The following is a 24,045-nucleotide window of genomic DNA, read 5'->3' on the forward strand; positions in this document are numbered from 1 at the left end:
GCGGCCTTCATGGACCTGAAGCAGATCGAAGTTTTTTGCCGGAAGGCGGCTGAGCTCAATTTGCAGAAGATTGAGCTGAAAAGAGGGGACATTCGGCTGCTGCTGATCGCCGCCGCTGAAGTGACATCCGCTTTCACCAGCGCGCCGCTGTCACTGCAAAAAGCTGACAGTCTCGGTTCGAATCAAGAAGGTCATAAGATACGAGCTTTGACCGACGGAGTGTTTTATCGCTCGGATGTCCAGGGTGGTTCTCCTGCGGTTGAAGTAGGGCAGACAATCACCAAGGGGCAGATCGTTGCTGTCGTAGAGTCCATGAAAACACTGTTCCGTGTCGAAGCTGACAGAGCGGGGACGGTGCGAGCAATCCTACCCGACGACGGCCAGGTGGTTTGCGCGGGTGACACTCTTCTCGTTCTCGAGTGAGCAAATGTTTGACAAGGTGCTGATCGCCAACCGTGGGGAAATAGCCGTTAGAATGGAGCGCGCCTGCGGTGCCATTGAAGCGTTCAAAGCCGGCAGCGCGGACATCCGGTTTCTGAAGAATTGGTTGGCCGCTGGGCTGAGGCTGAAGAGAGCCACTTCTGCGGTGGCATCATGACGGGTCTTTGCGATTACATTCCGCAATTGACTGCCATCATGAGGCGCCATGGCTTGATCCGGCTGGAATATGAGGAAGGCGGCGAGTTTATAAACATTGAGCTTGCGGCGACGACCGACGAGAAGGTGCGAGCGGCGCCGCCGGCTACGGCAAATATTGTTGTTCGCGCGGTTGGGCCGGGAAGATTCTTACCAAGGCATCCCGCGGCGGCTTCAGCGGCGGTGCCGATGGGCTCGTCTTTAAACTCGGATGATATCCTCGGCTACCTACAGGATGATTTGATTCTAATCCCGATCAGAACGCCGCAGCGGGGGCGGTTGGTCACAATTCTTATCGAAGAAGGCGCCGCGGTTAGTTACGGCGCGCCCTTGTTCGAGATCCTTCCGGTAGACGTGGAGTAGGCGGCATCTACGAACGGCATCGGCGCACGGCGTTGGCATAGTATCACACCATCTACTCTACTCGGGCAGGTAGGAAAATGAAATATGATGTCGCAATTATTGGGGGCGGAGCCATCGGTTCCGCGGCTGCCTATTTTCTCAAGCTCATGGCGCCGGCTTCAGATGTCATAGTGATAGAGCGCGATCCGACCTATGCGATAGCCTCGACGCCACGGGCGTCTGGTGGCGTCCGACGTCTTTTCGCGCTTTCCGAGAATATCCAGCTTTCAAATTTCTCAATCCCCTTCTTTGAGTCATTTCCGAAGACGATGGCGATCGAAGGCGTGGATGCCGAGATCGGCTTTAAGAAAAATGGCTACCTCTTCATCGTGCCCCTTAGTGCGACGGGGATGTTGCGTCAAAATTACGACGCTCAACGAGATCAAGGTTGCAATGTCGTATGGCTGACGCCGGACGGTCTGAAAGAGAAATTCCCTTCGATGAACGTTTCGGACCTTGGCGCCGGCGTCCATTCTCCCGATGACGGCTGGCTGGATCCGCATAGTGTGCTGATGGGTTTTCGTAAGAAATCGCAATCTCTCGGCGTCAAATATCTTGCCGACGATGTGGTGGGGATGGACCGCGCCGCTCATGCTGTAACGCATGCCCGAGTGGCATCCGGCGCTCAGATTGAAGCGGATCAATTCATCAATTGCGCAGGAGCGTGGGCAAAGGAAATCTGCAAGCAACTGGGGTTCGATGTTCCAATCACCCCGCTGCGGCGTTTCGAACATTACTTCGAAACGCAAGAACCCATCGAGCCGCTGCCTTACCTCAAAGACCCCGAAAGATTAGCTTTCCGTCCCGAAGGCGCCGGCTATTCAGGCGGTGTTCCGACGCTCGCGGAACCGCGGGGCTATAATTTCGAGGTCGACTACGACTATTTCGAATCAGTTGTGTGGCCAGCATTGGCGCACCGTTTCCCGCAGTTCGAACGGACGAAATGCCGTTCAACTTTGCCGGGTCTCTATGATCAGAACGACTTCGACGGCAATGTCATCATCGGGCCGGGGGCCGATGGTCTGGGCAATTTCCACATGCTGGCGGGCTTCTCAGGTCACGGCCTGATGCATGCGCCCGGCTGTGGTCTGGCGATTTCCGAACTTATCCTGAAGGGACGATACGAAACGCTGGATTTAACTCGTTTCGGTTGGCAGCGACTGATCGACGACGCCCCTCTGCCCGAGCGCGGCATCATATAGTTTCAACGCTTTCCCCTGCCTGTGGGATTTGGGAGCTTTGCCTTCCAAGACCTTCCGATGTGACCGCGAGGCCGTTCTCCTTGAGGCGCCACGCGCCACGGACCGTGTGACCTCGAAACGGCGCTTTGGAACCCTTCCGTAAAACGCGATCGGCGATGCGAAATCAGTTGCGGTGTGGCAATATAAAATGTATCCAAAAACAATAGAAGGGATGCAAAATATGGCGAGCGTGAAAAGCGCCGAGGTCGCTATCATCGGGTCCGGTACGATTGGTATCGCGGTCGCCTACTATCTGGCCAAACACCACGGCATCACTGATATCGCGCTCATCGACCAAGGCCCTCCGATGGCCTTCACGTCCGCTCAGTCTGGCGAGAATTATCGAAATTGGTGGACCCATCCACTGATGGTTCGTCTCTCTGATCGTTCCATCCAGCTCATGGAAGACATCGCGCGAGAGTCGGGCAATCGGCTGAACATGACTCGACGCGGATATGTCTTGGCGTCGCGAAAGACAGATGCCTCCGAGCTGATCGAGGGATTGCGCTTCAGCTTGGGTGCGGAATTCGATGAGCAGGTACGGATCCATGAGGGTACCACGAGCCGCAGTTATCAACGACCCGCAGACGCTGACTGGACGCTGGCGCCACGAGGCTTCGATCTGCTTCGCAATCCCGAGCTGATCCAATCGCTGTTTCCCAATTATGATCGCGACCTGCGAACAATCCTGCATGTACGCCAAGCCGGCGACATTTCGGGGCAGCAGATGGGAGCCTTCATGCTGGAATACACGGGCAGCGTCGGCGCGCACCGCATGCAGGGCATGGTCGACGGCATTAAGGCGGAGCGAGAAGGCGGGTTTACTATCGCTTTTAAGGACGAGGGGACCTCTAAGACTCTCCGAGCGGTCAAGCTAATTTACTGTGCGGGTCCCTTTGCGAACGACATTGCCGCCATGCTCGACGTCGAGTTGCCCCTATTCAATGTGATGCAGCAGAAAATCGCCTTCGAGGATGTTCACAAGGTCATTCCTCGGGACATGCCGTTTTCGATCGACCTCGATGATCAAATGATCAATTGGACGGAAGAAGAAGCTAGCCTGCTTCGGGCCAGTGCAGACACTGCCTGGCTCACACAACCAATGACCGGCGCAATTCATTGCCGTCCCGACGGAGGAGACGGCGGCAGCTGGCTACGGCTCGGATGGGCCTACAACGAGAGGGCGCAGGTAAACGCGACCTGGGACGTTCCGCTGGACGACCGCTTTCCCGAAATTGTGCTTCGAGGGGCTTCGAGGCTCAACCCCGGACTCAGGACCTATATCGGACGGCTGACGCGCGGTCTGCATCATTATAGCGGCTGGTATACGCGGACCCACGACAATTGGCCGCTGGTCGGGCCCATGGGACCGGAAGGCTCCTATATGTGCGTCGGTCTTTCCGGCTTTGGCACGATGATGGCTTGCGCTGTCGGAGAGCAAACGGCCGCATGGGTTGCGGATAAGCCGTTGCCCGGATCGGCTGTCTTCACAATGGACAGGTTCACGGATCCTTCGTTGATCCCTGATCTGGGCTCGGTGGGCGCGGGGCTGCTTTGATGTCTGCGCCCGACCGATTGATGCATTGCTTGAGAGATACGCGCCTAGCGTTGGACTAGTTGGGAACTCCGATGAGTGACAGCCATACATTGCCCCTTGGTGACGTCGCGTTCGCTACGATCGGGGAGCTTTCGCGCGCATTGGCCACCAAGCAGGTCACGTCGCTCGAGATCACGGAGCGTTTTCTGGCGCGGATTGCGAAGTTCGACCCGCAGCTCCATGCCTTCGTCGCAATCTACGCGGATTCGGCTCGCGTAGCTGCCAAGACCGCCGATGCACGGCGTGCGGGCGGCAACGCTTTGCATATGCTGGACGGGATACCTTTCGCGGTCAAAGATCTATTTGATGTCAAGGGGAGACCGACCCGGGCCGGATCGCTTGCGACCGCATCGACCCCTGCGGAGAACACAGCCCACGCTGTTCAGCGCCTCCTCGATCGAGGAATGGTTCTCATCGGGAAAACGCACACCGTTGAATTCGCTTTTGGTGGTTGGGGGTGCAATCCCGTCTGCGGTACGCCGGTGAATCCCTGGGATACCTCGGTTGCGAGAGTACCCGGCGGATCATCCAGCGGATCGGGAGTCGCGGTCGCGGCGGGGCTCGTGCCGGTTGCGCTCGGGACCGATACCGGCGGCTCAATTCGTACCCCCGCATCGCTTTGTGGAATTGTTGGCCACAAGAGTACGCTCGGCTTGGTCGGCCGGGGCGGCGTCTTTCCATTGGCGCCGACATTTGACACTGTGGGTCCGTTGGCCCGCAGCATCCGGGATGCCGCGTTGGTACTCGATGCCTTGCAAGGGCGGGATCCCCAGGATCCCTCGACCTACGGAATTGGGCGCATAAATCCTCTTGGCGAGTTAACGGCTGGCGTCGAGGGCTTGATCTTGCGAGCGCCAACTGACTCTCAGCTCAAATTCGTCGACCCCCGAATTATGGACCTTTTCCATAAGGCACTGGGCGACCTCAAGAGACTAGGCGCTCACATAGATGTGCGTCCCATGCCTCGGAGTCACGAAGAATATGCGGCTCACGCATCCGGTATCACGGGGACCGAAGGCTGGAATGGGCTATCGCAATACATCGAGGGGCTCGACAGTCGAGTTGATCGTTTGATAGCGCAGCGAATGCGCAAAAGCAGTGGCATCAGCGCGAGGGACTATTTCGGCCTGCTTACAACCCGCCGCGAAATGCAGGTGGAATTCGATCGTTATCTGGAAGGCGCAGCAGCGTTTCTCTTGCCCTCGGCTCCGATCGTGACTCCAGAGATCGAGGGGGCGCACGAGCAAACCGCACCTTTTGGTCTCCTCGCCCGTATAGCCAATCTAATGGACTTGGCCGCTATATCGATACCCATGGGGCTCGCAGCCCTTATGCCGGTAGGTCTGCAAATTACCGTCCGCCGTTTTGGTGATGCAACGGCCTTCCGGATTGCGCAAGCGTTTGACCGCGAACGAGGGGGCGCCGTAGCAATCCCTCCCGGATACATATGAAACCGTTCGCGATCCCCCCAATGACTTGTCGCAGACCGAGCCCTTTTGGGGGGCTTGCCGAGTTTCGGGCATTGTTCGTGGCTTTCTGAAAATGAGGATTCCATTCGGAAATTACGATTTCGTCACATTCAGGTTGACACGAATGTGCCGGAGGCCCTTTAATCGTATCCTAAATTAACGTCTCGGATACAAATTGGGCCGCGGGCCCTCGCTCCCATGGCGGCCGGCGAAAAGAGGACGATGATGAGTGACGAGCAAGCCGCGGCACTGAGTCCCGAATCGGTCGTTGCGCAAATGAAGCAAAACGGCGTGTCGCATGTTGTTTGGCTGCCAGATAGCGAGACGAACTGGCTGTTCTTGAAAATGCAGGAGGAGCAATCGCTGAGCTTGGTCGGCGTCGCCCGCGAAGGGCATGCCTGCTCAATAGCGGCCGGACTTTTCGCAGGAGGAGCAAAGCCGATCGTGTTGGTGCAGAATACCGGCATGATGGAATCGGGAGATTCCATGCGCGGCTGGCTGCTCAATCTGAACGTTCCGGTCGTCTTCTTGGTTGGTTACCGCGGTTACACGCGGCACGGCGTCAATCACGATAGCGCGGCCGAATATACAGAACGCTTCCTGCTCGCTTTCGGAATCAAGTTCTACATGGTGGAAAGTAATGCGGACGCCGATCGCATCTCGCTCGCTTTCACCGAGTCTGAACTAACTCAGCGCCCAGTCGTCGTACTGATCGCCGACGAATTTCACGGTTTTAATTGAGGCGCGGGTCGATGATTTACACAAAAGATCTTGTCCACGCTTTCGCACCTCATCGCAGGAATGCGCTCGTCGTCTCGGGTCGCTCGGGTCAATATTGGTTGGACATCAGCGAAGGAGGTGCGGACCTTCCAGTCGGTGATCCTTCCATGGGCGGTCATGCCGGCTTTAGTTTTGGGCTCGCATTGGCCCAACCTGAGAAGCCGGTAGTCGTTTTCGATTCTGAGGGCGATCTACTAATGAACCTCAGCATCTTGACAACGATCGCCGAAAAGGCGCCTCGAAACTACTACTACTTCTTGATGGACAACGAATGCTATGCCACAACTGGTGGACAGCCCGTACCGAACGCGAAGAACGTTGCTTATGACCTTGTGGCTCGCGGATGTGGCATCAATCGCACTTATTTTTTCGATGATCTAGCCACATATACTGCCGCCCTGCCAGAAATCCTGGCGAAGGACGGGCCCGTCTTCGTCTGGAATAAGATCCACCCAGAAATCGAAAACCGTCCGCCAGGTCAGCGCGCGCCGTGGCGTAAGCGTAGTCCGGCAAAAGTGGTGGCCGACACACGAAAATTCCTCGGAGTGACCCGATGACTGGGCACACCCCAATAAGGCTGTTTATCGGTGGAAAATGGATCGAACGTAACGGCGCTCCGATATTGAACCCCGCAAACGAAGCCGTGCTGGGGATCGTTCCTATGGCAAGGGAGGCCGATCTTGCCGCTGCCGTCGATGCTGCAACGAACGGCTTCAACGTTTGGTCACTGACCTCAGCGGCCCGGCGATCCGAGATAATTCGTCAAGCCGCGGCGAACCTGCGTGCGAATGCCGATGTGGTGGCCCGCGATATCACTCTGGAGCAAGGCAAGCCGCTACGCGACGCGCAGACCGAAGTTCGGCGGGCATGTCAGGTGTTGGAATGGGATGCGGAAGAAGGACGCCGACTTTACGGCAGGACCATTCCGTCCGAGCCCGGGTATCGAAACACCGTGCAACTCTATCCGATTGGCCCTGTAGCGGCCTTTAGTCCTTGGAACTATCCCTTAAGTTCAGTCGCCCGGAAGGTTGGCGGTGCGCTATCGGCAGGCTGCAGTCTCGTCCTGAAAGCTTCTGAGGAAACACCGGCGGCTGCCGTGCATCTGGCGGAAGCCTTTGTGAAAGCCGGACTGCCAGATGGCGTGTTGAATTTGGTATTCGGCATTCCCGCAGATATCTCGCGCTATTTGATAGGACACCCGTCAATCAGACTGGTTGCGTTTACTGGCTCCGTTCCAGTTGGCAAGGGACTTGCCGCGCAAGCCGGAATGCATATGAAGCCCTGCATTATGGAATTGGGCGGGCATGCGCCGGTCATAATTTGTGACGATGTCGATCCGCTCGATTCAGCGAGCAGGTCGGTTGCCGCTAAAGCCAGCAACTCGGGCCAAATCTGTACATCACCGACACGCTGGTTCGTCCACGACTCCATTTATGGAGAGTTTGTCAACAACATGGGCGAGGCGGCTCGAAAAATTGAGGTCGGCAATGGCCTCGATCCGGCCACGCAGATGGGGCCCGTAGCCAATTCACGGCGCCTTGCTGCGATACAGGAACTCGTCAGCGAGGCGATCGCGAAAGGTGCCAGGCTTGTTGCCGGTGGGGAGCGCATCAAGAATAACGGCTACTATTGGCCTCTTACGGTATTGGCCGACGTGCCCGCGGATGCGCGTATTATGAAGGAAGAACCGTTTGGCCCAGTCGCACTCGTAAATTCGGTTACTTCGCTGCCAGACGCGATCAAGCGCGCCAACGAACTGCCCTATGGGCTTGCGGGTTACGCGATGACTCATTCGGCTGACTACGCCGGCTACATCGCCGACCACATGCAGGTCGGAAACCTTGCGATCAATCACTTCACGTCATCGCTGCCGGAGACGCCTTTTGGGGGAACAAAGGACTCGGGGTATGCGCGTGAGGGTGGGGCTGAGGGGTTGTTGAACTACACGATTGTACGCAGCATTTCATTCCTGGCGGGACCGCCCCGCAACTCAGTTCCTGCGCATCGTTAGAGCGGGCATACGAATGAAGCTCAAGATCGAAAACCTCTCGAAACGGTACGGTGCGTTCGACGCTTTGAAGCCGACGTCTCTCGATGTGGCCGAAGGAGAATTTCTGACTCTATTGGGCCCTTCTGGCTCCGGAAAGACGACGCTCCTAACCATGATCGCCGGACTAACCCCTCCAAACTCCGGCGAGATCTACATCAACGGTCGTCGAGCTACCAACGAGCCCGCGTTTTATCGGGATATTGGCATGGTCTTTCAGAACTATGCCTTGTTTCCTCATTTGAGTATCGCGGAAAACCTCGCATTTCCGCTGCGCATGCGGAAGATGCCGGAGGCTGATATACGCGACCGGGTAAAGTCGATGTTGGAGATCATCAGCTTACCTCACGTTGCCGAGCGTGTGCCCAAGGAGCTATCGGGTGGTCAGCAACAACGCGTGGCTCTCGCACGCGCAATGGTCTACCGGCCGTCGATCGTACTGATGGACGAACCTTTGGGCGCGCTGGATAAGAACTTGCGCGAGCAGATGCAGATCGAAATCAAGCATCTGCATAAGCGATTAAAGACGACCATCATCTACGTGACCCACGACCAAGAAGAAGCGTTGGCCATGTCAGATCGGATCTGTCTGATGAACGGTGGCGAGATCGAGCAACTGGCACCACCGAACGAAATTTACGATCGCCCCTCGACGGTCTTCGCCGCTAACTTCATCGGACAGTCCAATATCATGGCGGCTGGCGAAGTGAGCGATGCAAGCGGCAACGTGACGCCCATGCAGGCGGGAACGCGACTGATGGTTCGACCTGAATACGTTCGCGTCAACGCCGACGTCGTTCCCGCGCACCACCGGACCGAAGCGACGTTTATTGAGCGCATCAATATTGGGCCGACAACCCGGTACTTCTTCAAGTCGGCGTCCGATCGCGTCCTTTCAGCCCTTGTTCTGAATGCACAGGCTCCTCACGATATCGAGAACGGTCAACGTTGCATCTTGAGCTGGGCCGCCTCCCGGTCGGTAGAAATAAAGGATGTAGGAACGTGACAGATCGGACGACCATCCCGGGATCATGGCCGCGATCAGATCGGCGCCTACCTCTGAGCGAATTGCTAGCGCGCTGGCCGTTTCTTCAGATAGCACCGCTGCTGACGTTTCTATCCGTCGTATTTGTACTGCCTGTCGGCGGAATTCTTGTTCTCAGCCTCTTTGACGCTCACGGTGCGCTGACGCTAGAGAATTTTTCGCGAGTATTTAAGACCAATCTATACGTTAGCGTGCTCGTGCGAACGATTCAAACCGCTGCTTGGGCCACCGGGATCTGCCTGACGCTCGGTTACCCCGTTGCATATGCACTCTCCAAAGCAAATGCAGGGGTTCGAGCAGCAATCCTGACGTCCGTTCTGGTGCCGCTTTGGACTAGCTTTCTGATCCGCAATCTGTCACTGATTATTATCTTCGGTCGCCGCGGTTTGATCAACGTAACCGGCTTGAAGTTGAGCTGGCTCGATCATTCGATCGCCTTCCTCTACAACTGGAACGGCGTGATGATCGGCCTGAGCAGCTCGCTTTTGCCTTTGGCGATTATTACGATGTACTCCGTAATGGAGGGCATCGAGCCGAACTTGGAAAAAGCGGCGAGCACGCTGGGTGCCCGCCCCTCCCATGGTTTTTGGCGGGTCTATTTTCCTCTGTCGTTACCGGGAGTGGCGGCCGGCGGTATCTTGATCTTTGTGAGTGCTCTTGGGTTTTTCATCACGCCGCAGCTGCTCGGGAGTCCTCGGGAAACGATGATCGCTCAATTGATCATCGAACAAGTTACCGAGGTGTTGCACTGGAACTTCGCTGCGGCGATATCCGCCATGCTGTTGCTGGCAACACTTATTTCCTTCTTTCTGTTTGATCGGGTGGTTGGAATGCACATTCTGACCGGAGAAGAGGGCGACCAGCATCCGTCGAGACTGAACCGAATGCTCCGCCGTGGCGGAATGAAACTAATCAACGGAATTTCATGGATTACCGCCAGCTTCGGATTGGTCGCCGAAAAACTGACGGGACGGACGGTGAAGCTCAGGCAAAGGGTGAGTAGACCCATTCTGTCGATGGTTTCGCTGGCAATTGCGTTGTTCTTGATACTTCCGATCTTCTGTATCGTTCCGATTTCATTCTCTAACAGCCTTCTGTTCGGCTGGCCGCCCCAGGGTTTCTCACTCCGATGGTACACGTCGGTCCTTAGCTCACCAATCTGGGTATTGGCTTTCTGGCGATCGGTTGGCATCGCCGCCATCACCAGCTTGATGGCCATTGCCATCGCTATTCCGGCGGCACTATTTCTCGTTCGTCAAAAGACGAGGGCAAAGTTCCTGATAATTCTGCTGCTGACCATTCCGATTTTTCTGCCTCATATCATCACGGCGGTCGCGCTGTTCTACGCTTATGCCCGCTTCGGGCTGATTGGCACATGGGTCGGATTGATCATGGGGCATATGGTGTTTGCGCTGCCCTATGCCACGATGTCACTGATGGCCGTGCTCAAAAATTACAATCGTTCGTTGGACTATGCCGCATGGACGATGGGCGCGTCAAAATTCAAGACCTTCCGATATATCATGCTGCCGATCATCAAGCCTGGAGTTTATGGCGCGTTTCTTTTCGCATTCATCCAGTCGTTTGACGAAGTGACGATTTCTCTGTTTGTCACGGGAGGCAGCTTCACCACGCTTCCGAAGCAGCTATACCAACAGGCAGTGTACGGGGCGTCACCGGAGTTGGCAGCAGTGTCGACGCTACTCCTGGCGTTAATTCTCGGATTTATGCTCATAGCCAATTCCGTTGGCGGGACGTCCAGACGCGTGTAGCGCTTGCATCGGTTGGATGGGCCGACATTAGAGCCGTCAGTTCGAGGCAATGGTTAGTGAGGAGGCCAACAATGAATAGAAGGCAATTCGTCAAGATAGCTGCGCTATCCGGCGCGACTTTCCCACTACCCGCCATCGTCGGACGCGCATCGGCGGCCGGTGAGACCCTCTATGTTGCGGATGCGGGCGGTGCGTACACCGAGTCCTACAAGAAGGTTATCTATACGCCCTTTACTGCAAGCACGGGAATTGATGTCGTTCCGGTCGTTCGGCCAGCCCAAGCGCTGGCTCAGATGAAGACCATGGTGGAAACGCAGAACTATACGTTCGATGTGCATGGGGCCGCCGGTCTCGATGAAGGTGTCCGCTACGATGCTGAGGGGCTCAGCGAACGAATTGAGTTGCCGAGGTCAATATATGACGACCTTCCTGACTCCATCAGAAATGTTCCGGGCTTCTATCCGGACTCCGTTGCAGCGTTTGCGACGGTATATCGGCCGTTAGCGACAAAACGGGATCTGAAACGAGTTGCCGATATTTGGGACATGTCCATTCCGGGAGTTCGCTCGCTGCGTACTGGCGGTCGCGACAACATAGAATGGGCGCTTCGAGCGGATGGCGTTCCCGCGGGACCGGCCATTATCAATGAGCTGAAAACAAAAGCCGGGTGGGAGCGCGCATTTCGAAAATTGGATGAGATCAAACCGAAAATCCTGACTTGGTGGAGTACGGCCCCACAAAGCGCTCAGCTTCTGCAAGCTCAGGAGATCGATATTACAGCGACGTATGCGAACCGGGCTGCAACGCTGATCCGGCAAGGTGAGAACCTCAAAGTGCTTTGGAACGAAGGTTATTACACTGCCTATGGGTACGTCATCCCAAAAGGCAATCCAAAGGTCCATTTGGTGCAGAAGCTCATCGAGTTCTCATTGGATCCGAAGCGTCAAGCCGCGCTTGCTTCCGAGTTGATGCAAGGAAGCGCCTCGAAAAGTGCCTTCGAATTTATCGACAAGAAGGTGCTCGAGTACGTCCCGACGCAACCAGATAATTTCAAGCAGATGGTCCCGTTGGACGTGGCTTTTTGGGGAGAGAATCTCACGAAATCGAATGAGCTGTTCAATCAGTGGCTTGTGAAATGACGAATGATGATCGGCACTATCGGCAACGACCATCCCTTTGAACGCCCCGGGATGATTGCCTCCGACGACATTCGATGAAATCCGCGGTCGGCGTAAGTCGCTAACGGAAGGCCAGAAATGAACAGAAGAAAGTTTACTAAGACCACAATGCTGGCGGGCGCAACGTTAGCAGCACCCGCGATCATGGGTCGCGCTTCGGCAGCGGGCGAAACTCTCTACATTGCAGATGCTGGTGGCTCCGTATCTCAGATTTATAAGGAGCTCTTTTACACTCCTTTCACGGAGGCTACCGGCATCACGGTCGTTCCCGTGGTGCGAGCCGCGCAGCCGCTGCCCCAGATGCAGTCGATGGTCGACACGAAGAATTATATCTTCGATGCTTGCATTGGCGCAGGCATGGACGAAGCAGTTCGATATTTGGCTTTGGATTTGGTTGAAAAGATCACCCTTCCAAAACACCTGTATGACGACCTTCCGGTGGAGCTGAGGAACCTCGCCGGTTTTGTGCCCGACTCGATATCAGCCTATTCAACGGTTTATCGGACCTCCGCGACCGGGAAAGATCTGACTTGCGTTGCGGACATGTGGGACAAAGCGATCCCTGGCGTGCGGTCCCTCCGCAACAGCGGCCGGGACAACATCGAGTGGGCATTGCGCGCCGACGGCGTCAAGCCCGGCCAGGCCATCATAAACGAACTGAAAACAGATGCCGGTTGGATTCGGGCATTCAAGAAGCTCGATCAAATCAAACCGCGGATCGCTATGTGGTGGACGACGGCGCCGCAGAGCGCGCAGCTGTTACACAGCGGCGAAATCGACATTACCGCGACCTATGTCAACCGGGCAGCGGAGCTTATCGTGCAAGGAGAGGATCTTAAGATCCTATGGAATCAAGGCTATTACACCGCATATGGCTGGTCGATTCCGAAAGGGAATCCGAAGGTGGCGATGGTTCAGAAGCTCATCGAATTCACTCTTGATCCGAAGCGACAAGCCGCGCGTGCAGCGCGCGTCCTGAACGGAACGGCTTCGATCAGCGCCTACCAATATATCGACCCCAAGATCTTGTATTTGATCCCGACGCAGCCTGACAACTTTAAGCAGCTCGTGCCCCTCGATGTCAGCTTCTGGGGTGAAAACTTGTCCAAGTCGAATGAAATGTTCAACGCTTGGCTCATCAAATAAGAGGCTGCGACAGCCGAGCCCGCGCGCAGACGGGTCGAAAGCCTGGCGTCGTTCTCACGGACTAGGAAGCGGTGACTAATTTGAATACACGAAGCAGATCGAAGCGGGTTGGCAAGATTCAGGTCGATGTCTCCGAGAGCATGGCTCAAAAAGCAAAGTTGAGAGTGGCCTCAGGCAAGCGCGTTATCAGCCTTGCACAGGGCGAACCTGACTTCGATACGCCAGAGCACGTTCAGGAAGCGGCAATTGCGGCGATCCGAGCTGGAGAAACCCGCTATACCATCAATACGGGTACCATTCAGCTGCGCGAGGCCATCTCGCGCAAGCTGAGACGCGACAACGACTTGGAATACGGAGTCAATCAGATCGTGGTCGCTCCGGGCGCGAAACCAAGTATATATAATGCCTTCGCCGCAACCTTAAACGACGGCGACGAGGTCATTATACCTGCACCCTATTGGGTGCCGATGCCAGACATGGTGCGGCTCGCCGGCGGACAGCCGGTGATAGTCGCGTGCGGCGTCGAAAGTGACTTCAAGATGCAGCCTGGACAACTACAGGCGGCCATCACACCTCGGACGCGTTGGCTTCTTTTGAATTCGCCAAACAATCCGTCGGGATCAATTTACTCAAAGGCGGAATTGCTTTCCTTCGCCGAAATATTGCGTCGCCATCCTAACGTCCTTGCTTTGTCAGATGACATCTATGAGCACATTCGGTTTGATGGGCGGCCGTTTTACACCTTGGCGCAGATTGCGCCCGATTTGCGGGAGCGCATCCTGACGGTCAACGGCGTTTCCAAAGCATACGCCATGACGGGTTGGCGTATCGGCTATTGCGCCGGGCCGGATTGGCTGATCAGGGACATTACTCGAGTCTTGTCGCAAGCGACGGGTGGCGCATGTTCAATCGCGCAGGCTGCTGCTCTGGCCGCACTCGAAGGGCCACAAGATTTCTTAGCCCAGCGCGTAGCTGTGTTCCACCGGCGGCGAGATTTTGTCTTACCGATCATCAAGGCAATTCCAGGTCTTTCCGCCGAGCGCCCTGAGGGAGGGTTCTATATCTTTGTGAGCTGTACCGATCTGATTGGGAAAACGACGCCGGCAGGCGGCCGAATCTCGTCTGATAGCGTTCTGTGCGATTACTTACTGGCCGAGGCCGACATCGCAGTTGTACAAGGCGCGGCCTATGGCCTTTCTCCTTACTTCCGTATCTCCATCGCGTCGTCGGACGACGACTTGCGTACCGCCGTGGCAGCGATCCGCTCCGCGGTTCTAGCCTTACGCTGAACCAAATTCGAAGTATCATAATATGAACGAGATCACTTCCAGTGCCGCCGAGGCGACGCGATCACGTCCACCCGTGACCGCCTTCCTTGCTGATTGGGTTACGAAACTGCGCTTTTCCGACATCCCGACAGAGGCGGTGGAGACGACCAAGCGCGCTTTCGCAGACACGTTGTCTGTGACGCTTGCGGGCGCAGGCGAGGCGGCCGCAAGCAGGGCGCGTCAAGCTTTGGTCGATGAACCCGGCAAATCGCTGGTTATCGGCACTTCCTTGCGCACGACGGCGAGAACGGCGGCTTTTCTCAATGGTGTGGCAGCTCATGTGCACGATTTCGATGACGGCAACGCGACTATGCTTGGCCATCCATCCACTGGCATGGTTCCGGCGCTTCTTGCGCTGGCCGACGAGCGCAACGTTTCGGGCGAACAACTGATCACCGCGTATGTGGCTGGGATGGAAGTCGGCGCCAAGATTGCGCGGGCGATGACCTACCAACATAATGCCAACGGTTGGCATACGACGTCGACTTTCGGAACCTTCGCAGCGACGGCTGCATCGGCAAAGCTGTTGGGTTTGGACGCGCAGCAGACCAGAGATGCGTTGGGGATCGCCGCCTCGATGGCTTGTGGCATCCGTCAGAACTTTGGAACGTCGACCAAGCCCGTCCACGCCGGCCGTGCTGCCGAGAACGGCGTAATGGCCGCAAAGCTGGCTCTGGCTGGCATCGACGCAAGCCCGACTGCCATCGAGGGTCATGAAGGTTTCATGCACCTATTCGGTGACTTGAGTGTGATCTGTTTTGAAGACGCAATGCGCGACATGGGAGCCCCCTTTGAAGTGATGCGCATCAACGTCAAGCTATATCCGGTTTGCGCGATGGTGCTCCCGGCTCTCGACGTGCTTGTCGAAGGCCTCCGAAATAAAGAGCTTGATCTGGCAGATATAACCTCGGTGCGTTGCGGCACCAGCTATCAAACGCTTAACATCATGCGTTATGATCGGCCTGAAAGTCACTTACAGGCAAAATTTAGCTACAGCTATTGCGTGGCTGTGGCACTGCGAAAAGGCGACGTCACGCTAGCCGATTTCACTCCCGATGCGCTCAAGGATCCCGCGACGCGCAAGATAATGGAGTCGGTTGAACCTTATGTTCATCCAGACCAGAGCACGCCAGAGCTTTTCGAGCCGCTCTACAGAGCCGGAAAAGCCTTTACCGAAGTTGATGTCATGCGGCGAGACGGGAGTCTCTTTAAACGGCGCAAATCCAATTATATCGGCTCGAGCAGCGACCCCGTCAGTTGGGAACATCTGGAGCGGAAATATCGGGCGTGTACTGATGGAATGTTCGATTCCGCCAGGTCGGATCTTATTTTGACACGTTTCCAACATTTGGACAGGCTGAACCGGGTCGGTACACCAATTCTATTGGGCCTTGAAGAGCTGCAGTGACGGACAAAGTACGGGCATGTGCGCAAAGCTAGTGGTTCTTGATGCACCGAGGGTCAGTCACTGCGGTGCTTCGGCTCTGCTGCTCGATGCCGAAGGGCCACTTTCGTTGCAAACGCAGCAACGCATTTGGGCGTTGGATAGAACGGTCCGGAATTGGCAAGAGGTGACTGACGCGCAGGTGGGATTGAACAGCCTCTTAATCGTTGTCGACCCTTTGACAACGGACACCGAGCCTTTGGCGATGAGATTTTTGGCGGAATGGAATGGAACGACCGCTTGGTCCGGTAATGGCCGCACACTCGAAATCGGGATCGTTTACGGGGGAGCTGCAGGTCGGCACCTGCGCGAAGTTGCCGATCGTCTCGGAGTATCGCCGAGCAGGGTGGCTGAATTGCATTCGGCAGGCAATTACACTGTCTTTGCGCCTGGAACGGGTCCAGGCTTCGGCTTTCTCTTCGGACTGGATAGACGGCTGCACCTGCCACGCCGGCCTGAACCTCAAATGGTACCCAATGGTCCAAATTTGAGCATGGCGGGAGCGCAGACGTCTCTTGGACCGCCGTTGAAGCCGGGGGAGGAGCCTTCGCTCGTTCCAAGCGGCTGGTACGCACTCGGACATGCACCGGCATCGCCCATACCGTTCGACTTCAGCAAAACGCCGCCCAACGTTCTTGACCTGGGAGACTGCATTCGTTTCCGAATCGAACGGGTTGAGACATGATCGAAGTGCTTCAAACGCTTCCCTTGAATTCTGTGCAGGATTTGGGGCGGATAGGGCAACGTCACCATGGAATTGCCCGAACGGGAGCGGCCGACCGGGTCGCTCTATCGGTGGGCAACATCTTGCTTGGAAATTCCACTGAGGCCGCCGGAATTGAGGTCCAGATGGGTCCCATGCGGTTGCTGTTCAATCAGCAAATCATGGTTGCACTGTGTGGGGCCGATTGTCAGGCCGTTCTCAACCAACGTCAAGTCGCACCATGGTCGCGTTTCGCGGTTGCGCCGGGCGACGAGCTGGCGATTGGACCGGCACGTATGGGGCTTAGAGCCTATCTTTGTGTGCCCGGAGGCATCGACGTTCCCGAGGTGCTGGGATCCCGCAGCACCTATTTCAGGCAACGCGTTGGTGGCCTGGAAGGGCGCATGCTTCGCGTAGGCGACAAGCTAGGCGCTCTGAAAAAGAGTGCGCAGCCGCAACCCGAACTCTCCGTCTTGCCGCCCGACAACGTTCTCGAACGCGGACTTCACGCATTAGCGGAGCAGGACGATATTGTTCTCCGCGTCGTTCGTGCCGGAGAATATGATGATTTCACATCTAGGTCGCAGCAAACGTTCTGGCGTGATCCCTGGAGGGTCTCCGCTCAGAGCAATAGAATGGGCTATCGATTGGATGGCGCCGAACTGATGCGTACCGACCCCGGAGAAATGCGATCATGTCCGATCACGCCCGGGGTGATCCAGGTGCCCCCAGGCGGGCGCCCTATCGTGCAATTGGTCGACGGCAACTCTGCGGGTGGCTATCCGAAAATTGGTTACGTCATAGAAGCCGATCTCTGGCGCGTCGCCCAAGCGCGGCCAGGCAGCGTGTTCCGTTTCGTGGAATGTTCGGTAACCGAAGCGCGTAAGGCTCTATCTGAGATCGTGAAATATTTGGACAGGCTGGGTTGCCTGATAGCGACGGCCGACAACGGCGGCGTACCAGCGCGCATTTCGCGAGAAACCGAGGCAGGGATGGCGAACGATGAAAATCGATATCAATTCTGACATCGGAGAAGGGTTCGGGCGTTGGCGGCTTTGCGATGACGCCGCTCTGATGGCGCTGATTTCGTCCGCGAATGTGGCCTGCGGTTTTCACGCGGGTGATGCGGTCATCATGACCGACATGGCGGCGCAGGCGAGAGCGCGGGGAGTGGCGCTAGGAGCGCATGTCGGCCTGCCCGATCTACTAGGCTTCGGTCGTGTTCCGATGAAGATTGATCCCCACGATATGCGGAAACACGCACTTTACCAGTTGGGCGCTCTCTCGGCGATCGCCAAGGCTGAAGGTTATAAGGTGACACATGCCGGTACGCATGGCGTCTTTGGCATGATGTCGCGCGAAACACCGGAATATCTTCAGCTCATCTTCGATGCTTTCAAAGCCTATGATCCCGACATCATCGTGCCGGGAGAACCCGGCAGCCCTTGGCAAGCTTACGCGCGGAAGATCGGGTTGCGGACTGTTGGACGAATTTATGCCGACCGGGCCTACGAGGAAGACGGCTCGCTCGTTTCGCGAAAGAAGCAGGGAGCAGTCATCAACGATCTCGATCAAATCGCCGCGAGAGCAAGCCAGTTCTTGAATGACGGCACGGTGACAGCTATCACGGGAAAACGAATCAAGTTGGATGCGAAAAGCATTCTGGTTCATTCAGATACGCCTGGCTCGGTCGAGATTGCCAAGACTTTGCGCGACACGATTGAGAGAGGCGGTGGACAAGTGACGCCACTGACAGAGCTTGTCGAATAGAACAGCGTTCATCGCGGAGCGTCACTTGACCGTAGCGGACGACGAAATTCAGATCCCGCTAGAGATCCTCGAACCCAAATTAGCTTCGGCCTTGCGCAGAGCGGGACTGTCGGAACCCATCGCACGAATCATTGCCGAAACGGTTGCCGGCGCCGAAATCGACGGCAGTAGAAGCCACGGGATCCATCGCTTGCCCGGCTATGTCTCAAGCATATCCAGCGGCTGGATTAATACTGCAGCTAAACCGGCTTGCGAGCAGACGCGGCCCGGCTGTTTGGCGGTTGAGGCTGACAACGGGTTTGCTCAACAAGCAACGCGCGCCTTCTCGAACCGTCTTGCTGGTATGGCTCGGAGCCAAGGTGTCGCGACGATGTTTGTCCGCAATTCGCATCATTTTGGTGCTTTGTGGCAGGACGTGGAACCCCTGGCGCGCGCCGGTCTGATCTCAATTGCGATGGTGAACAGTCGCAGCCATATGGCTGTTTGGCAGGGTAAGCGAAAGACGCTCGGCACCAATCCGATCGCATTTGCCTGTCCAAGGACAAACGCGCCGCCTTTGGTGTGGGACCAAGCTTCGAGCATCATGTCGCACGGCGACATCCTGCTGCACGCTGCCGCTGGTAGACCCGTTCCTTCAGGGGTCGGAATTAACAGGGACGGAGACGTAACTACTGATCCGGCGGCGATACTGGACGGGGGGGCGCTCCTGCCGTTCGGCGGAGCAAAAGGAGCGTCGCTTGCCTTTATGGCCGAGGTTCTGGTGGCGGCACTCTCCGGCGGCACCTTCGGATTTGAAGATTGTTCTTCCAACTTTCCTGGGGCGAAGACCTCGAATGCCGGGCAATTCATTTTGGCCCTTGATCCCGGTGCTGGCGGGAATGCTTCGTTCCAGGGACAGTTGGAGAGGCTAATAGCGGAATTGAAACACGCAGGATCAACTCGCATGCCGGCCGATAACCGCTATCGGCGTCGCCAAGCGGTGCATGAAAGCGGAATGCTGTCGGTCGATGCGCGCAATTGGGCGCGCGTTCTCAGTTTGGCGGAGGACTAGCGATCTTGATATCGCGAAGGCGACAAGTGTTGCCAAAAGCATCACCGAGACAATTGTGCCGGTTCCCCTGTTTCTGTCTCCATTAAAGCAAAAGGCGTTTCGATCGCTCTGGATCGCGACGATGATGTCGAATCTCGGGACGCTTGTGCAGTCGGTGGGCGCCAGCTGGGTCATGGCCACTATGATGGGTTCGCAGGCCATGGTGGCGCTGGTTCAGACAATGAATTCCCTTCCCGTGATGATCTTCTCGATGATAGCGGGTGCGCTGGCGGATAATTATAGTCGTCGTCGCATATTGATCATGGCACAAGGTGGCATGGTGTTAGTATCCGCGGTTCTCGCGACTTCTATCTGCTTCAATGTTCTGGATCCTTGGCTTCTTCTCGCCCTTACATTTCTAATCGGTTGTGGCAACGCGCTGTACAATCCCGCGTGGCAAGCCTCGATAGGCGATGTCATCTCAAAGGAAGATGTTGCCGGCGCGGTCGGTTTGAATGGGCTCAGCTTCAACATGATGCGCAGCGTTGGCCCTGCCTCGGGCGGATTGGTCGTCGTAGTGGCAGGGTCCGCCGCGGCGTTCGCTGCGAATGTTCTTCTCACACTGCCGCTGATAGGCGCGCTCTTGCATTGGAAGCCGCACTATCCAAAGCCGGAGCTCCCCCCGAGCATGTGGGAGCAGCGATTGGTGCCGGCCTTCGTTACATCAGGGTGTCTCCCCATCTTTTGAGAGTTCTCCTACGAACGGCGATCTTCAACTTGGCCGGTGTCGTCGTTTTGGCTCTGCTTCCGTTGGTTGCACGAGACACGTTGAAGGGAACGGCACTAACCTACGGCATGATGTTGGGCACTTTTGGCTTCGGTGCGATCGGCGGCGGCTTGGCAAACGCTGCCATTGTCCGCAAGTTCAATAACGAGGTTGTCATTCGCGCAACTTTCGCGAATTTTGCGCTCGCGCTCATCTTGTTGGGCGCTTCAACTTCGATGCCCCTTAGCTGCATCGCACTACTTGTCGCCGGTGCCTGTTGGGTCATTTCATTGTCCTTATTCAACGTCACCGTGCAACTGTCACGCCACGGTGGGTGGTTGGAAGAGCGCTCTCCTTCTATCAGACCGCGACTTTCGGCGGGATGGCCCTTGTATCCTGGCTTTGGGGCGAAGTTGCAGGTTCACACGGTCTTTCGATCGCCTTCGTGGCGGCAGGGACCGTAATGATGATCGGAGCGGTCTTGGGCTTTCAATATCCGCTTCACGCGTTGTCCGGCGATGATCTCGATCCCATCGGACCATTCCAAGCGCCCGAGCCTATGGTCGAGATCAAGCCGGATTCGGGGCCGGTCTTGGTCTTAATAGAGTATGAAATTGCCCACGAGGATACTCTTCGCTTTCTTGAGCTGATGCGAGAACGGCGTCGTATCCGTTTGCGTGACTGGGCCCGTCGTTGGGCCTTGTTACGAGACATTGAACGGCCACTCGTCTGGGTTGAAAGCTACTACTCGCCAACGTGGATCGAATATCTGCGTCATCATGGCCGCCGTGTACGGGCAGACGCTGACAACTTGGCGTCGCTTCGCAGTCTACATCGGGGGCCTAAGGATCTGCGTCGTGTGCATCGCCTGATTGATAGCCGGATTGTTCCCACGCGAAGCGATTTTCCGCCAAAACCCGAAGCAATGCTTTGATCTTGAGTACGATCCAAGCGCCCTCTCACCTTTCGACGCAGAAGTTGGTTGATTGTATCCAATAGCTAAGTTAAGTATGCACCAAGTCTCTCGCCCTGACTTTTTGCTGGTTCGTCATGTCCCAACTGCCCGCTTCAACCAAAGTGATCGTGATAGGGGGCGGAATTATCGGCAGTTCAACTGCTTACTACCTGGCCAAGCGAGGGGTTCCAACCTTGCTTTGCGAGAAGGGACTTATCGGAGCAGAGCAATCCGGACGCAACCAGGGTTGGGTTCGCGCTCAAAAGCGCGACGCTCAAGAAATGCCGTTGATCCGGGAAAGTTTGCGAATCTGGAACGATCTGGAGCGGCAGCTAGGCCAAAGTGTCGGCTTTAAACAGACGGGTATTTTGACGGTATTCAAGCGCGACGAGGAAGCAGAAGCTTGTGAAAGCTGGCTCGCCAACACCTGTCCCGACGATATCGTTGCTCGCATCGTTTCAGGGGCTGAATTGCGAGCCTTGCTGCCTGGCGCGTCAAGACCGTGGGCTTGCGGCCTGTATTCTCCCAATGACGGCAGGGCGGAGCCATCATTGGCAGCTGCTGCGTACGCAAGCGCGGCGAGGGCGCTCGGCGCGCAGATTGTCGTGTCATGCGCTGTGAGAGGAATTGAAACCCGGGCGGGACGCATTTGTGGCGTTGTGACGGAGCTCGGGCCAGTATCTTGCGAAGCAGTTGTTTTGGCGGGCGGAGTTTGGTCTTCGCTCTTTTGTAACAATATGGGTTTGCGGTTGCCGCAACTCAAGACAATGTCGAGCCTTGTCCGAGCGTACCCGTTGGAAGGGGCTCCAAAAACGTCGATCAAGGGCCCCGATTTTTCGATCCGCACTCGGCACGATGGAGGGTTCACCATAGGTTACGGCGCGTGGAATCGAACGGAAATCGTGCCCGACAGTTTCCGCTATCTCGTCGACTATTTGCCGATGATTTTGACTGGTGGAAACAATGTACGGCTGCGTCTGGGGCGGCGCACGCTTGCGGAGCTGTTTCAGAAATCGCGCTGGCGCATGGATGAACAAACGCCTTTTGAACAGACACGTGTCCTGGATCCCGTGCCATCACTATACGATCTTCGTCAGGCGCAGCGTAATATCAGTCGCGAGTTTCCCGTATTCGCCAATATGAGAGTTGCCGCAACCTGGGCCGGCCTGATCGATGTCATGCCCGATACAAAGCCGGTCATTGGGGCAGTGGACACCATTCCGGGATTTTTTATCAGTAGCGGGTACTCCGGTCACGGCTTTGGGATTGGTCCTGCGGCCGGGCATCTGACGGCTGATCTGGTTACTTCCGAAAAACCTATCGTCGATCCTTCTCCTTTTACTTTCAACCGGCTGTCGAGCGTCAAACGCCAGCCGGCTTTCGCACAGTAGAACGGATATGTATCGCGCAAGCACGTATCAGATGCGAAGCGGTTGGAACGCGATGCTACCGCCTCGCATTTGCCGGCCCGCCCTCAACGGAAAGCTGAGCGTCGATCATGCCGTTGTAGGCGCAGGTTTCACTGGGCTCGCTGTTGCAAGAAGGCTCAAAGAGCTGGAACCCGAAACTGATATTCTCATCATTGACGGCGGAACAGTTGGCGAGAATGCTTCAGGTCGGAATTCCGGCTTTTCTGGCAGCGATCTGCCAACGGTGAGTATGGCATCGGCCAGCAGAGCTGACGCCTCAGCCGATGCTCTAAGCAAACAGAACGTCATAGCCGTATTTGATGCCGAGGGTTTGGCTTGGCTGAAAGACCTCGTGGCCCGGTACGGGATCGATTGCGGGCTTCGACAGGTCGGTTCGTTCAAGGCCGCTGTAAGCGAGCGAGCCGCTGCGGCTCTGTTGAGAATGAGCGAGAGCGCATCGACACAGGGCCGCACGCTTCCGGTTTACAAACAAGATGCTTTGGAAGAGCTAACCGGCACATGCTTTTATCGGTTGGCCATTCGATCCGAGTCTACACATCTATTTCAGCCGGCTGCGCTCGTGCGCGGTCTGGCAGATCATCTACCTTCTGACATTGTCTTTCATGAAGGAACCACTGTCAGCAACATCGAAAAAGTAGGTGAGCGTTGGCACTTGACTTGTCCGCAGGCGCGGATATCCGCGCGGAACGTCATCCTGGCCAACAATGCCTTTGTTAAGCTGCTGGGATACGGCAAAGATCGGTTGGTTTCCTTATTTACTTATGTGGGCGTGACGGAAAGGCTGGGCAACAGGGCACGTCTGCTCGGTAGTCTTCCGGAATGGGGCATGACGTCGGCCCAACGGGCCGGTGGTAGCACCCTTCGTAGACTTTCCGACGGACGCTGTATGATCCGCAGCCTCTATTCCTATGAGGCCGAGCTCAAGGAGAGCGTAATCCGACGAAGATTGCTCGATCGGTTTCGCCGTCGTTATCCGCATCTTGCGGATATCGACTTCGAATACGTATGGGGCGGAGTTACCGACGTCACGCGTGGAGGCGCTCCATTTTGGGGAGAGCTGGAGCAGGGGCTTTTTATAAGTGCCGGCTATAACGGCTCTGGTGTCGCGAAAGGTACCGCATTGGGGCGCCGTCTTGCCGAACTAGTCGCCGGCAAAGTCGCACAAGAAACGGTGACTGGACCGCTCGGCCGTCCCGGATGGCTGCCGCCCGAGCCATTCAGATTCGTCGGCGTGCGTGGCACGGCAATGTACGAGGAATTCCGTGCCGGTGCAGATGCAACCTGATCTCAAAGTTGGACCAGCAGG

21 protein-coding genes and 1 pseudogene are annotated in these 24,045 nt (G+C 56.4%); all 22 read left to right on the plus strand.

Translation table 11 applies throughout. The features are described from left to right. Positions 1-9 precede the first annotated feature (9 nt). Positions 10-423 carry an acetyl-CoA carboxylase biotin carboxyl carrier protein gene (locus AC0WRY_RS35540; protein WP_128929632.1) on the plus strand — a complete coding sequence of 138 codons (414 nt, stop codon included), beginning with the start codon at positions 10-12 and terminating at the stop codon, positions 421-423. 4 nt (positions 424-427) lie between these two features. After that, positions 428-598, plus strand: a complete 171-nt coding sequence (locus AC0WRY_RS35545; protein WP_164933826.1) for a biotin carboxylase N-terminal domain-containing protein — start codon at positions 428-430, stop codon at positions 596-598. Continuing rightward, on the plus strand, positions 595-999 hold the full coding sequence (locus tag AC0WRY_RS35550; RefSeq protein ID WP_128929630.1) for an acetyl-CoA carboxylase biotin carboxyl carrier protein: 405 nt from the start codon (positions 595-597) through the stop codon (positions 997-999). Before AC0WRY_RS35545 ends, AC0WRY_RS35550 begins: the two co-directional genes overlap by 4 nt. A 77-nt stretch (positions 1,000-1,076) precedes the next feature. Continuing rightward, positions 1,077-2,240 carry an NAD(P)/FAD-dependent oxidoreductase gene (locus AC0WRY_RS35555; RefSeq protein ID WP_128955182.1) on the plus strand — a complete coding sequence of 388 codons (1,164 nt, stop codon included), beginning with the start codon at positions 1,077-1,079 and terminating at the stop codon, positions 2,238-2,240. Between the two features lie 220 nt (positions 2,241-2,460). Beyond that, a complete protein-coding gene (locus AC0WRY_RS35560; protein WP_237866328.1) occupies positions 2,461-3,837 on the plus strand; it encodes an NAD(P)/FAD-dependent oxidoreductase in 1,377 nt (458 codons plus the stop codon). A gap of 71 nt (positions 3,838-3,908) precedes the next feature. Then, the gene (locus AC0WRY_RS35565) at positions 3,909-5,327 is read left to right on the plus strand and encodes an amidase (protein ID WP_128929628.1); all 1,419 of its coding nucleotides are present in this window, start codon (positions 3,909-3,911) and stop codon (positions 5,325-5,327) included. A 243-nt stretch (positions 5,328-5,570) separates the two neighbouring features. Beyond that, complete coding sequence (locus AC0WRY_RS35570) at positions 5,571-6,086, plus strand: thiamine pyrophosphate-binding protein (protein ID WP_164933841.1); 516 nt, start codon at positions 5,571-5,573, stop codon at positions 6,084-6,086. Positions 6,087-6,097: 11 nt separating this feature from the next. Continuing rightward, on the plus strand, positions 6,098-6,682 hold the full coding sequence (locus AC0WRY_RS35575) for a thiamine pyrophosphate-dependent enzyme (RefSeq protein WP_128929626.1): 585 nt from the start codon (positions 6,098-6,100) through the stop codon (positions 6,680-6,682). Beyond that, complete coding sequence (locus tag AC0WRY_RS35580; RefSeq protein WP_128955180.1) at positions 6,679-8,136, plus strand: NAD-dependent succinate-semialdehyde dehydrogenase; 1,458 nt, start codon at positions 6,679-6,681, stop codon at positions 8,134-8,136. Before AC0WRY_RS35575 ends, AC0WRY_RS35580 begins: the two co-directional genes overlap by 4 nt. A gap of 13 nt (positions 8,137-8,149) precedes the next feature. Further along, complete coding sequence (locus tag AC0WRY_RS35585) at positions 8,150-9,178, plus strand: ABC transporter ATP-binding protein (RefSeq protein ID WP_128955179.1); 1,029 nt, start codon at positions 8,150-8,152, stop codon at positions 9,176-9,178. After that, positions 9,175-10,989: an ABC transporter permease subunit gene (locus AC0WRY_RS35590; protein ID WP_164933842.1), complete on the plus strand. Its 1,815-nt coding sequence runs from the start codon at positions 9,175-9,177 to the stop codon at positions 10,987-10,989. The genes AC0WRY_RS35585 and AC0WRY_RS35590 overlap by 4 nt, the downstream gene beginning before the upstream one ends. A gap of 71 nt (positions 10,990-11,060) precedes the next feature. Further along, positions 11,061-12,128 (plus strand): extracellular solute-binding protein, encoded by a 1,068-nt coding sequence (locus AC0WRY_RS35595; RefSeq protein ID WP_128929622.1) that lies wholly within the window; start codon positions 11,061-11,063, stop codon positions 12,126-12,128. A 117-nt stretch (positions 12,129-12,245) separates the two neighbouring features. Continuing rightward, complete coding sequence (locus AC0WRY_RS35600) at positions 12,246-13,313, plus strand: extracellular solute-binding protein (RefSeq protein WP_128929621.1); 1,068 nt, start codon at positions 12,246-12,248, stop codon at positions 13,311-13,313. 71 nt (positions 13,314-13,384) lie between these two features. Further along, positions 13,385-14,602 carry a pyridoxal phosphate-dependent aminotransferase gene (locus tag AC0WRY_RS35605; RefSeq protein ID WP_128929620.1) on the plus strand — a complete coding sequence of 406 codons (1,218 nt, stop codon included), beginning with the start codon at positions 13,385-13,387 and terminating at the stop codon, positions 14,600-14,602. 22 nt (positions 14,603-14,624) lie between these two features. Further along, a complete protein-coding gene (locus AC0WRY_RS35610) occupies positions 14,625-16,049 on the plus strand; it encodes an MmgE/PrpD family protein (RefSeq protein WP_128929619.1) in 1,425 nt (474 codons plus the stop codon). Between the two features lie 16 nt (positions 16,050-16,065). Then, positions 16,066-16,770, plus strand: a complete 705-nt coding sequence (locus tag AC0WRY_RS35615; RefSeq protein ID WP_128929618.1) for a carboxyltransferase domain-containing protein — start codon at positions 16,066-16,068, stop codon at positions 16,768-16,770. Next, positions 16,767-17,813 carry a 5-oxoprolinase subunit C family protein gene (locus AC0WRY_RS35620; protein WP_128929617.1) on the plus strand — a complete coding sequence of 349 codons (1,047 nt, stop codon included), beginning with the start codon at positions 16,767-16,769 and terminating at the stop codon, positions 17,811-17,813. Before AC0WRY_RS35615 ends, AC0WRY_RS35620 begins: the two co-directional genes overlap by 4 nt. Further along, positions 17,791-18,558 (plus strand): LamB/YcsF family protein, encoded by a 768-nt coding sequence (locus AC0WRY_RS35625; RefSeq protein WP_128929616.1) that lies wholly within the window; start codon positions 17,791-17,793, stop codon positions 18,556-18,558. Before AC0WRY_RS35620 ends, AC0WRY_RS35625 begins: the two co-directional genes overlap by 23 nt. 25 nt (positions 18,559-18,583) lie before the next feature. After that, positions 18,584-19,609 (plus strand): Ldh family oxidoreductase, encoded by a 1,026-nt coding sequence (locus AC0WRY_RS35630; RefSeq protein ID WP_164933844.1) that lies wholly within the window; start codon positions 18,584-18,586, stop codon positions 19,607-19,609. Positions 19,610-19,733: 124 nt separating this feature from the next. Continuing rightward, a pseudogene (locus tag AC0WRY_RS35635) lies at positions 19,734-21,288 on the plus strand (MFS transporter). A gap of 116 nt (positions 21,289-21,404) precedes the next feature. Then, positions 21,405-22,700 (plus strand): NAD(P)/FAD-dependent oxidoreductase, encoded by a 1,296-nt coding sequence (locus AC0WRY_RS35640; protein ID WP_128929614.1) that lies wholly within the window; start codon positions 21,405-21,407, stop codon positions 22,698-22,700. Positions 22,701-22,707: 7 nt separating this feature from the next. After that, positions 22,708-24,024, plus strand: coding sequence for an NAD(P)/FAD-dependent oxidoreductase (locus AC0WRY_RS35645; protein ID WP_128929613.1), 1,317 nt, complete (start codon positions 22,708-22,710; stop codon positions 24,022-24,024). Positions 24,025-24,045 lie beyond the last annotated feature (21 nt).

The sequence above is a fragment of the Bradyrhizobium sp. T-12 genome (assembly GCF_058314695.1).

Excerpts from the sequence above, each read along its gene's own strand:
- AC0WRY_RS35540 (WP_128929632.1), top strand. The coding sequence starts at position 10 with ATGGACCTGAAGCAGATCGAAGTTTTTTGCCGGAAGGCGGCTGAGCTC.
- AC0WRY_RS35545 (WP_164933826.1), top strand. The coding sequence starts at position 428 with ATGTTTGACAAGGTGCTGATCGCCAACCGTGGGGAAATAGCCGTTAGA.
- AC0WRY_RS35550 (WP_128929630.1), top strand. The coding sequence starts at position 595 with ATGACGGGTCTTTGCGATTACATTCCGCAATTGACTGCCATCATGAGG.
- AC0WRY_RS35555 (WP_128955182.1), top strand. The coding sequence starts at position 1,077 with ATGAAATATGATGTCGCAATTATTGGGGGCGGAGCCATCGGTTCCGCG.
- AC0WRY_RS35560 (WP_237866328.1), top strand. The coding sequence starts at position 2,461 with ATGGCGAGCGTGAAAAGCGCCGAGGTCGCTATCATCGGGTCCGGTACG.
- AC0WRY_RS35565 (WP_128929628.1), top strand. The coding sequence starts at position 3,909 with ATGAGTGACAGCCATACATTGCCCCTTGGTGACGTCGCGTTCGCTACG.
- AC0WRY_RS35570 (WP_164933841.1), top strand. The coding sequence starts at position 5,571 with ATGAGTGACGAGCAAGCCGCGGCACTGAGTCCCGAATCGGTCGTTGCG.
- AC0WRY_RS35575 (WP_128929626.1), top strand. The coding sequence starts at position 6,098 with ATGATTTACACAAAAGATCTTGTCCACGCTTTCGCACCTCATCGCAGG.
- AC0WRY_RS35580 (WP_128955180.1), top strand. The coding sequence starts at position 6,679 with ATGACTGGGCACACCCCAATAAGGCTGTTTATCGGTGGAAAATGGATC.
- AC0WRY_RS35585 (WP_128955179.1), top strand. The coding sequence starts at position 8,150 with ATGAAGCTCAAGATCGAAAACCTCTCGAAACGGTACGGTGCGTTCGAC.
- AC0WRY_RS35595 (WP_128929622.1), top strand. The coding sequence starts at position 11,061 with ATGAATAGAAGGCAATTCGTCAAGATAGCTGCGCTATCCGGCGCGACT.
- AC0WRY_RS35600 (WP_128929621.1), top strand. The coding sequence starts at position 12,246 with ATGAACAGAAGAAAGTTTACTAAGACCACAATGCTGGCGGGCGCAACG.
- AC0WRY_RS35610 (WP_128929619.1), top strand. The coding sequence starts at position 14,625 with ATGAACGAGATCACTTCCAGTGCCGCCGAGGCGACGCGATCACGTCCA.
- AC0WRY_RS35615 (WP_128929618.1), top strand. The coding sequence starts at position 16,066 with ATGTGCGCAAAGCTAGTGGTTCTTGATGCACCGAGGGTCAGTCACTGC.
- AC0WRY_RS35620 (WP_128929617.1), top strand. The coding sequence starts at position 16,767 with ATGATCGAAGTGCTTCAAACGCTTCCCTTGAATTCTGTGCAGGATTTG.
- AC0WRY_RS35625 (WP_128929616.1), top strand. The coding sequence starts at position 17,791 with ATGAAAATCGATATCAATTCTGACATCGGAGAAGGGTTCGGGCGTTGG.
- AC0WRY_RS35640 (WP_128929614.1), top strand. The coding sequence starts at position 21,405 with ATGTCCCAACTGCCCGCTTCAACCAAAGTGATCGTGATAGGGGGCGGA.
- AC0WRY_RS35645 (WP_128929613.1), top strand. The coding sequence starts at position 22,708 with ATGTATCGCGCAAGCACGTATCAGATGCGAAGCGGTTGGAACGCGATG.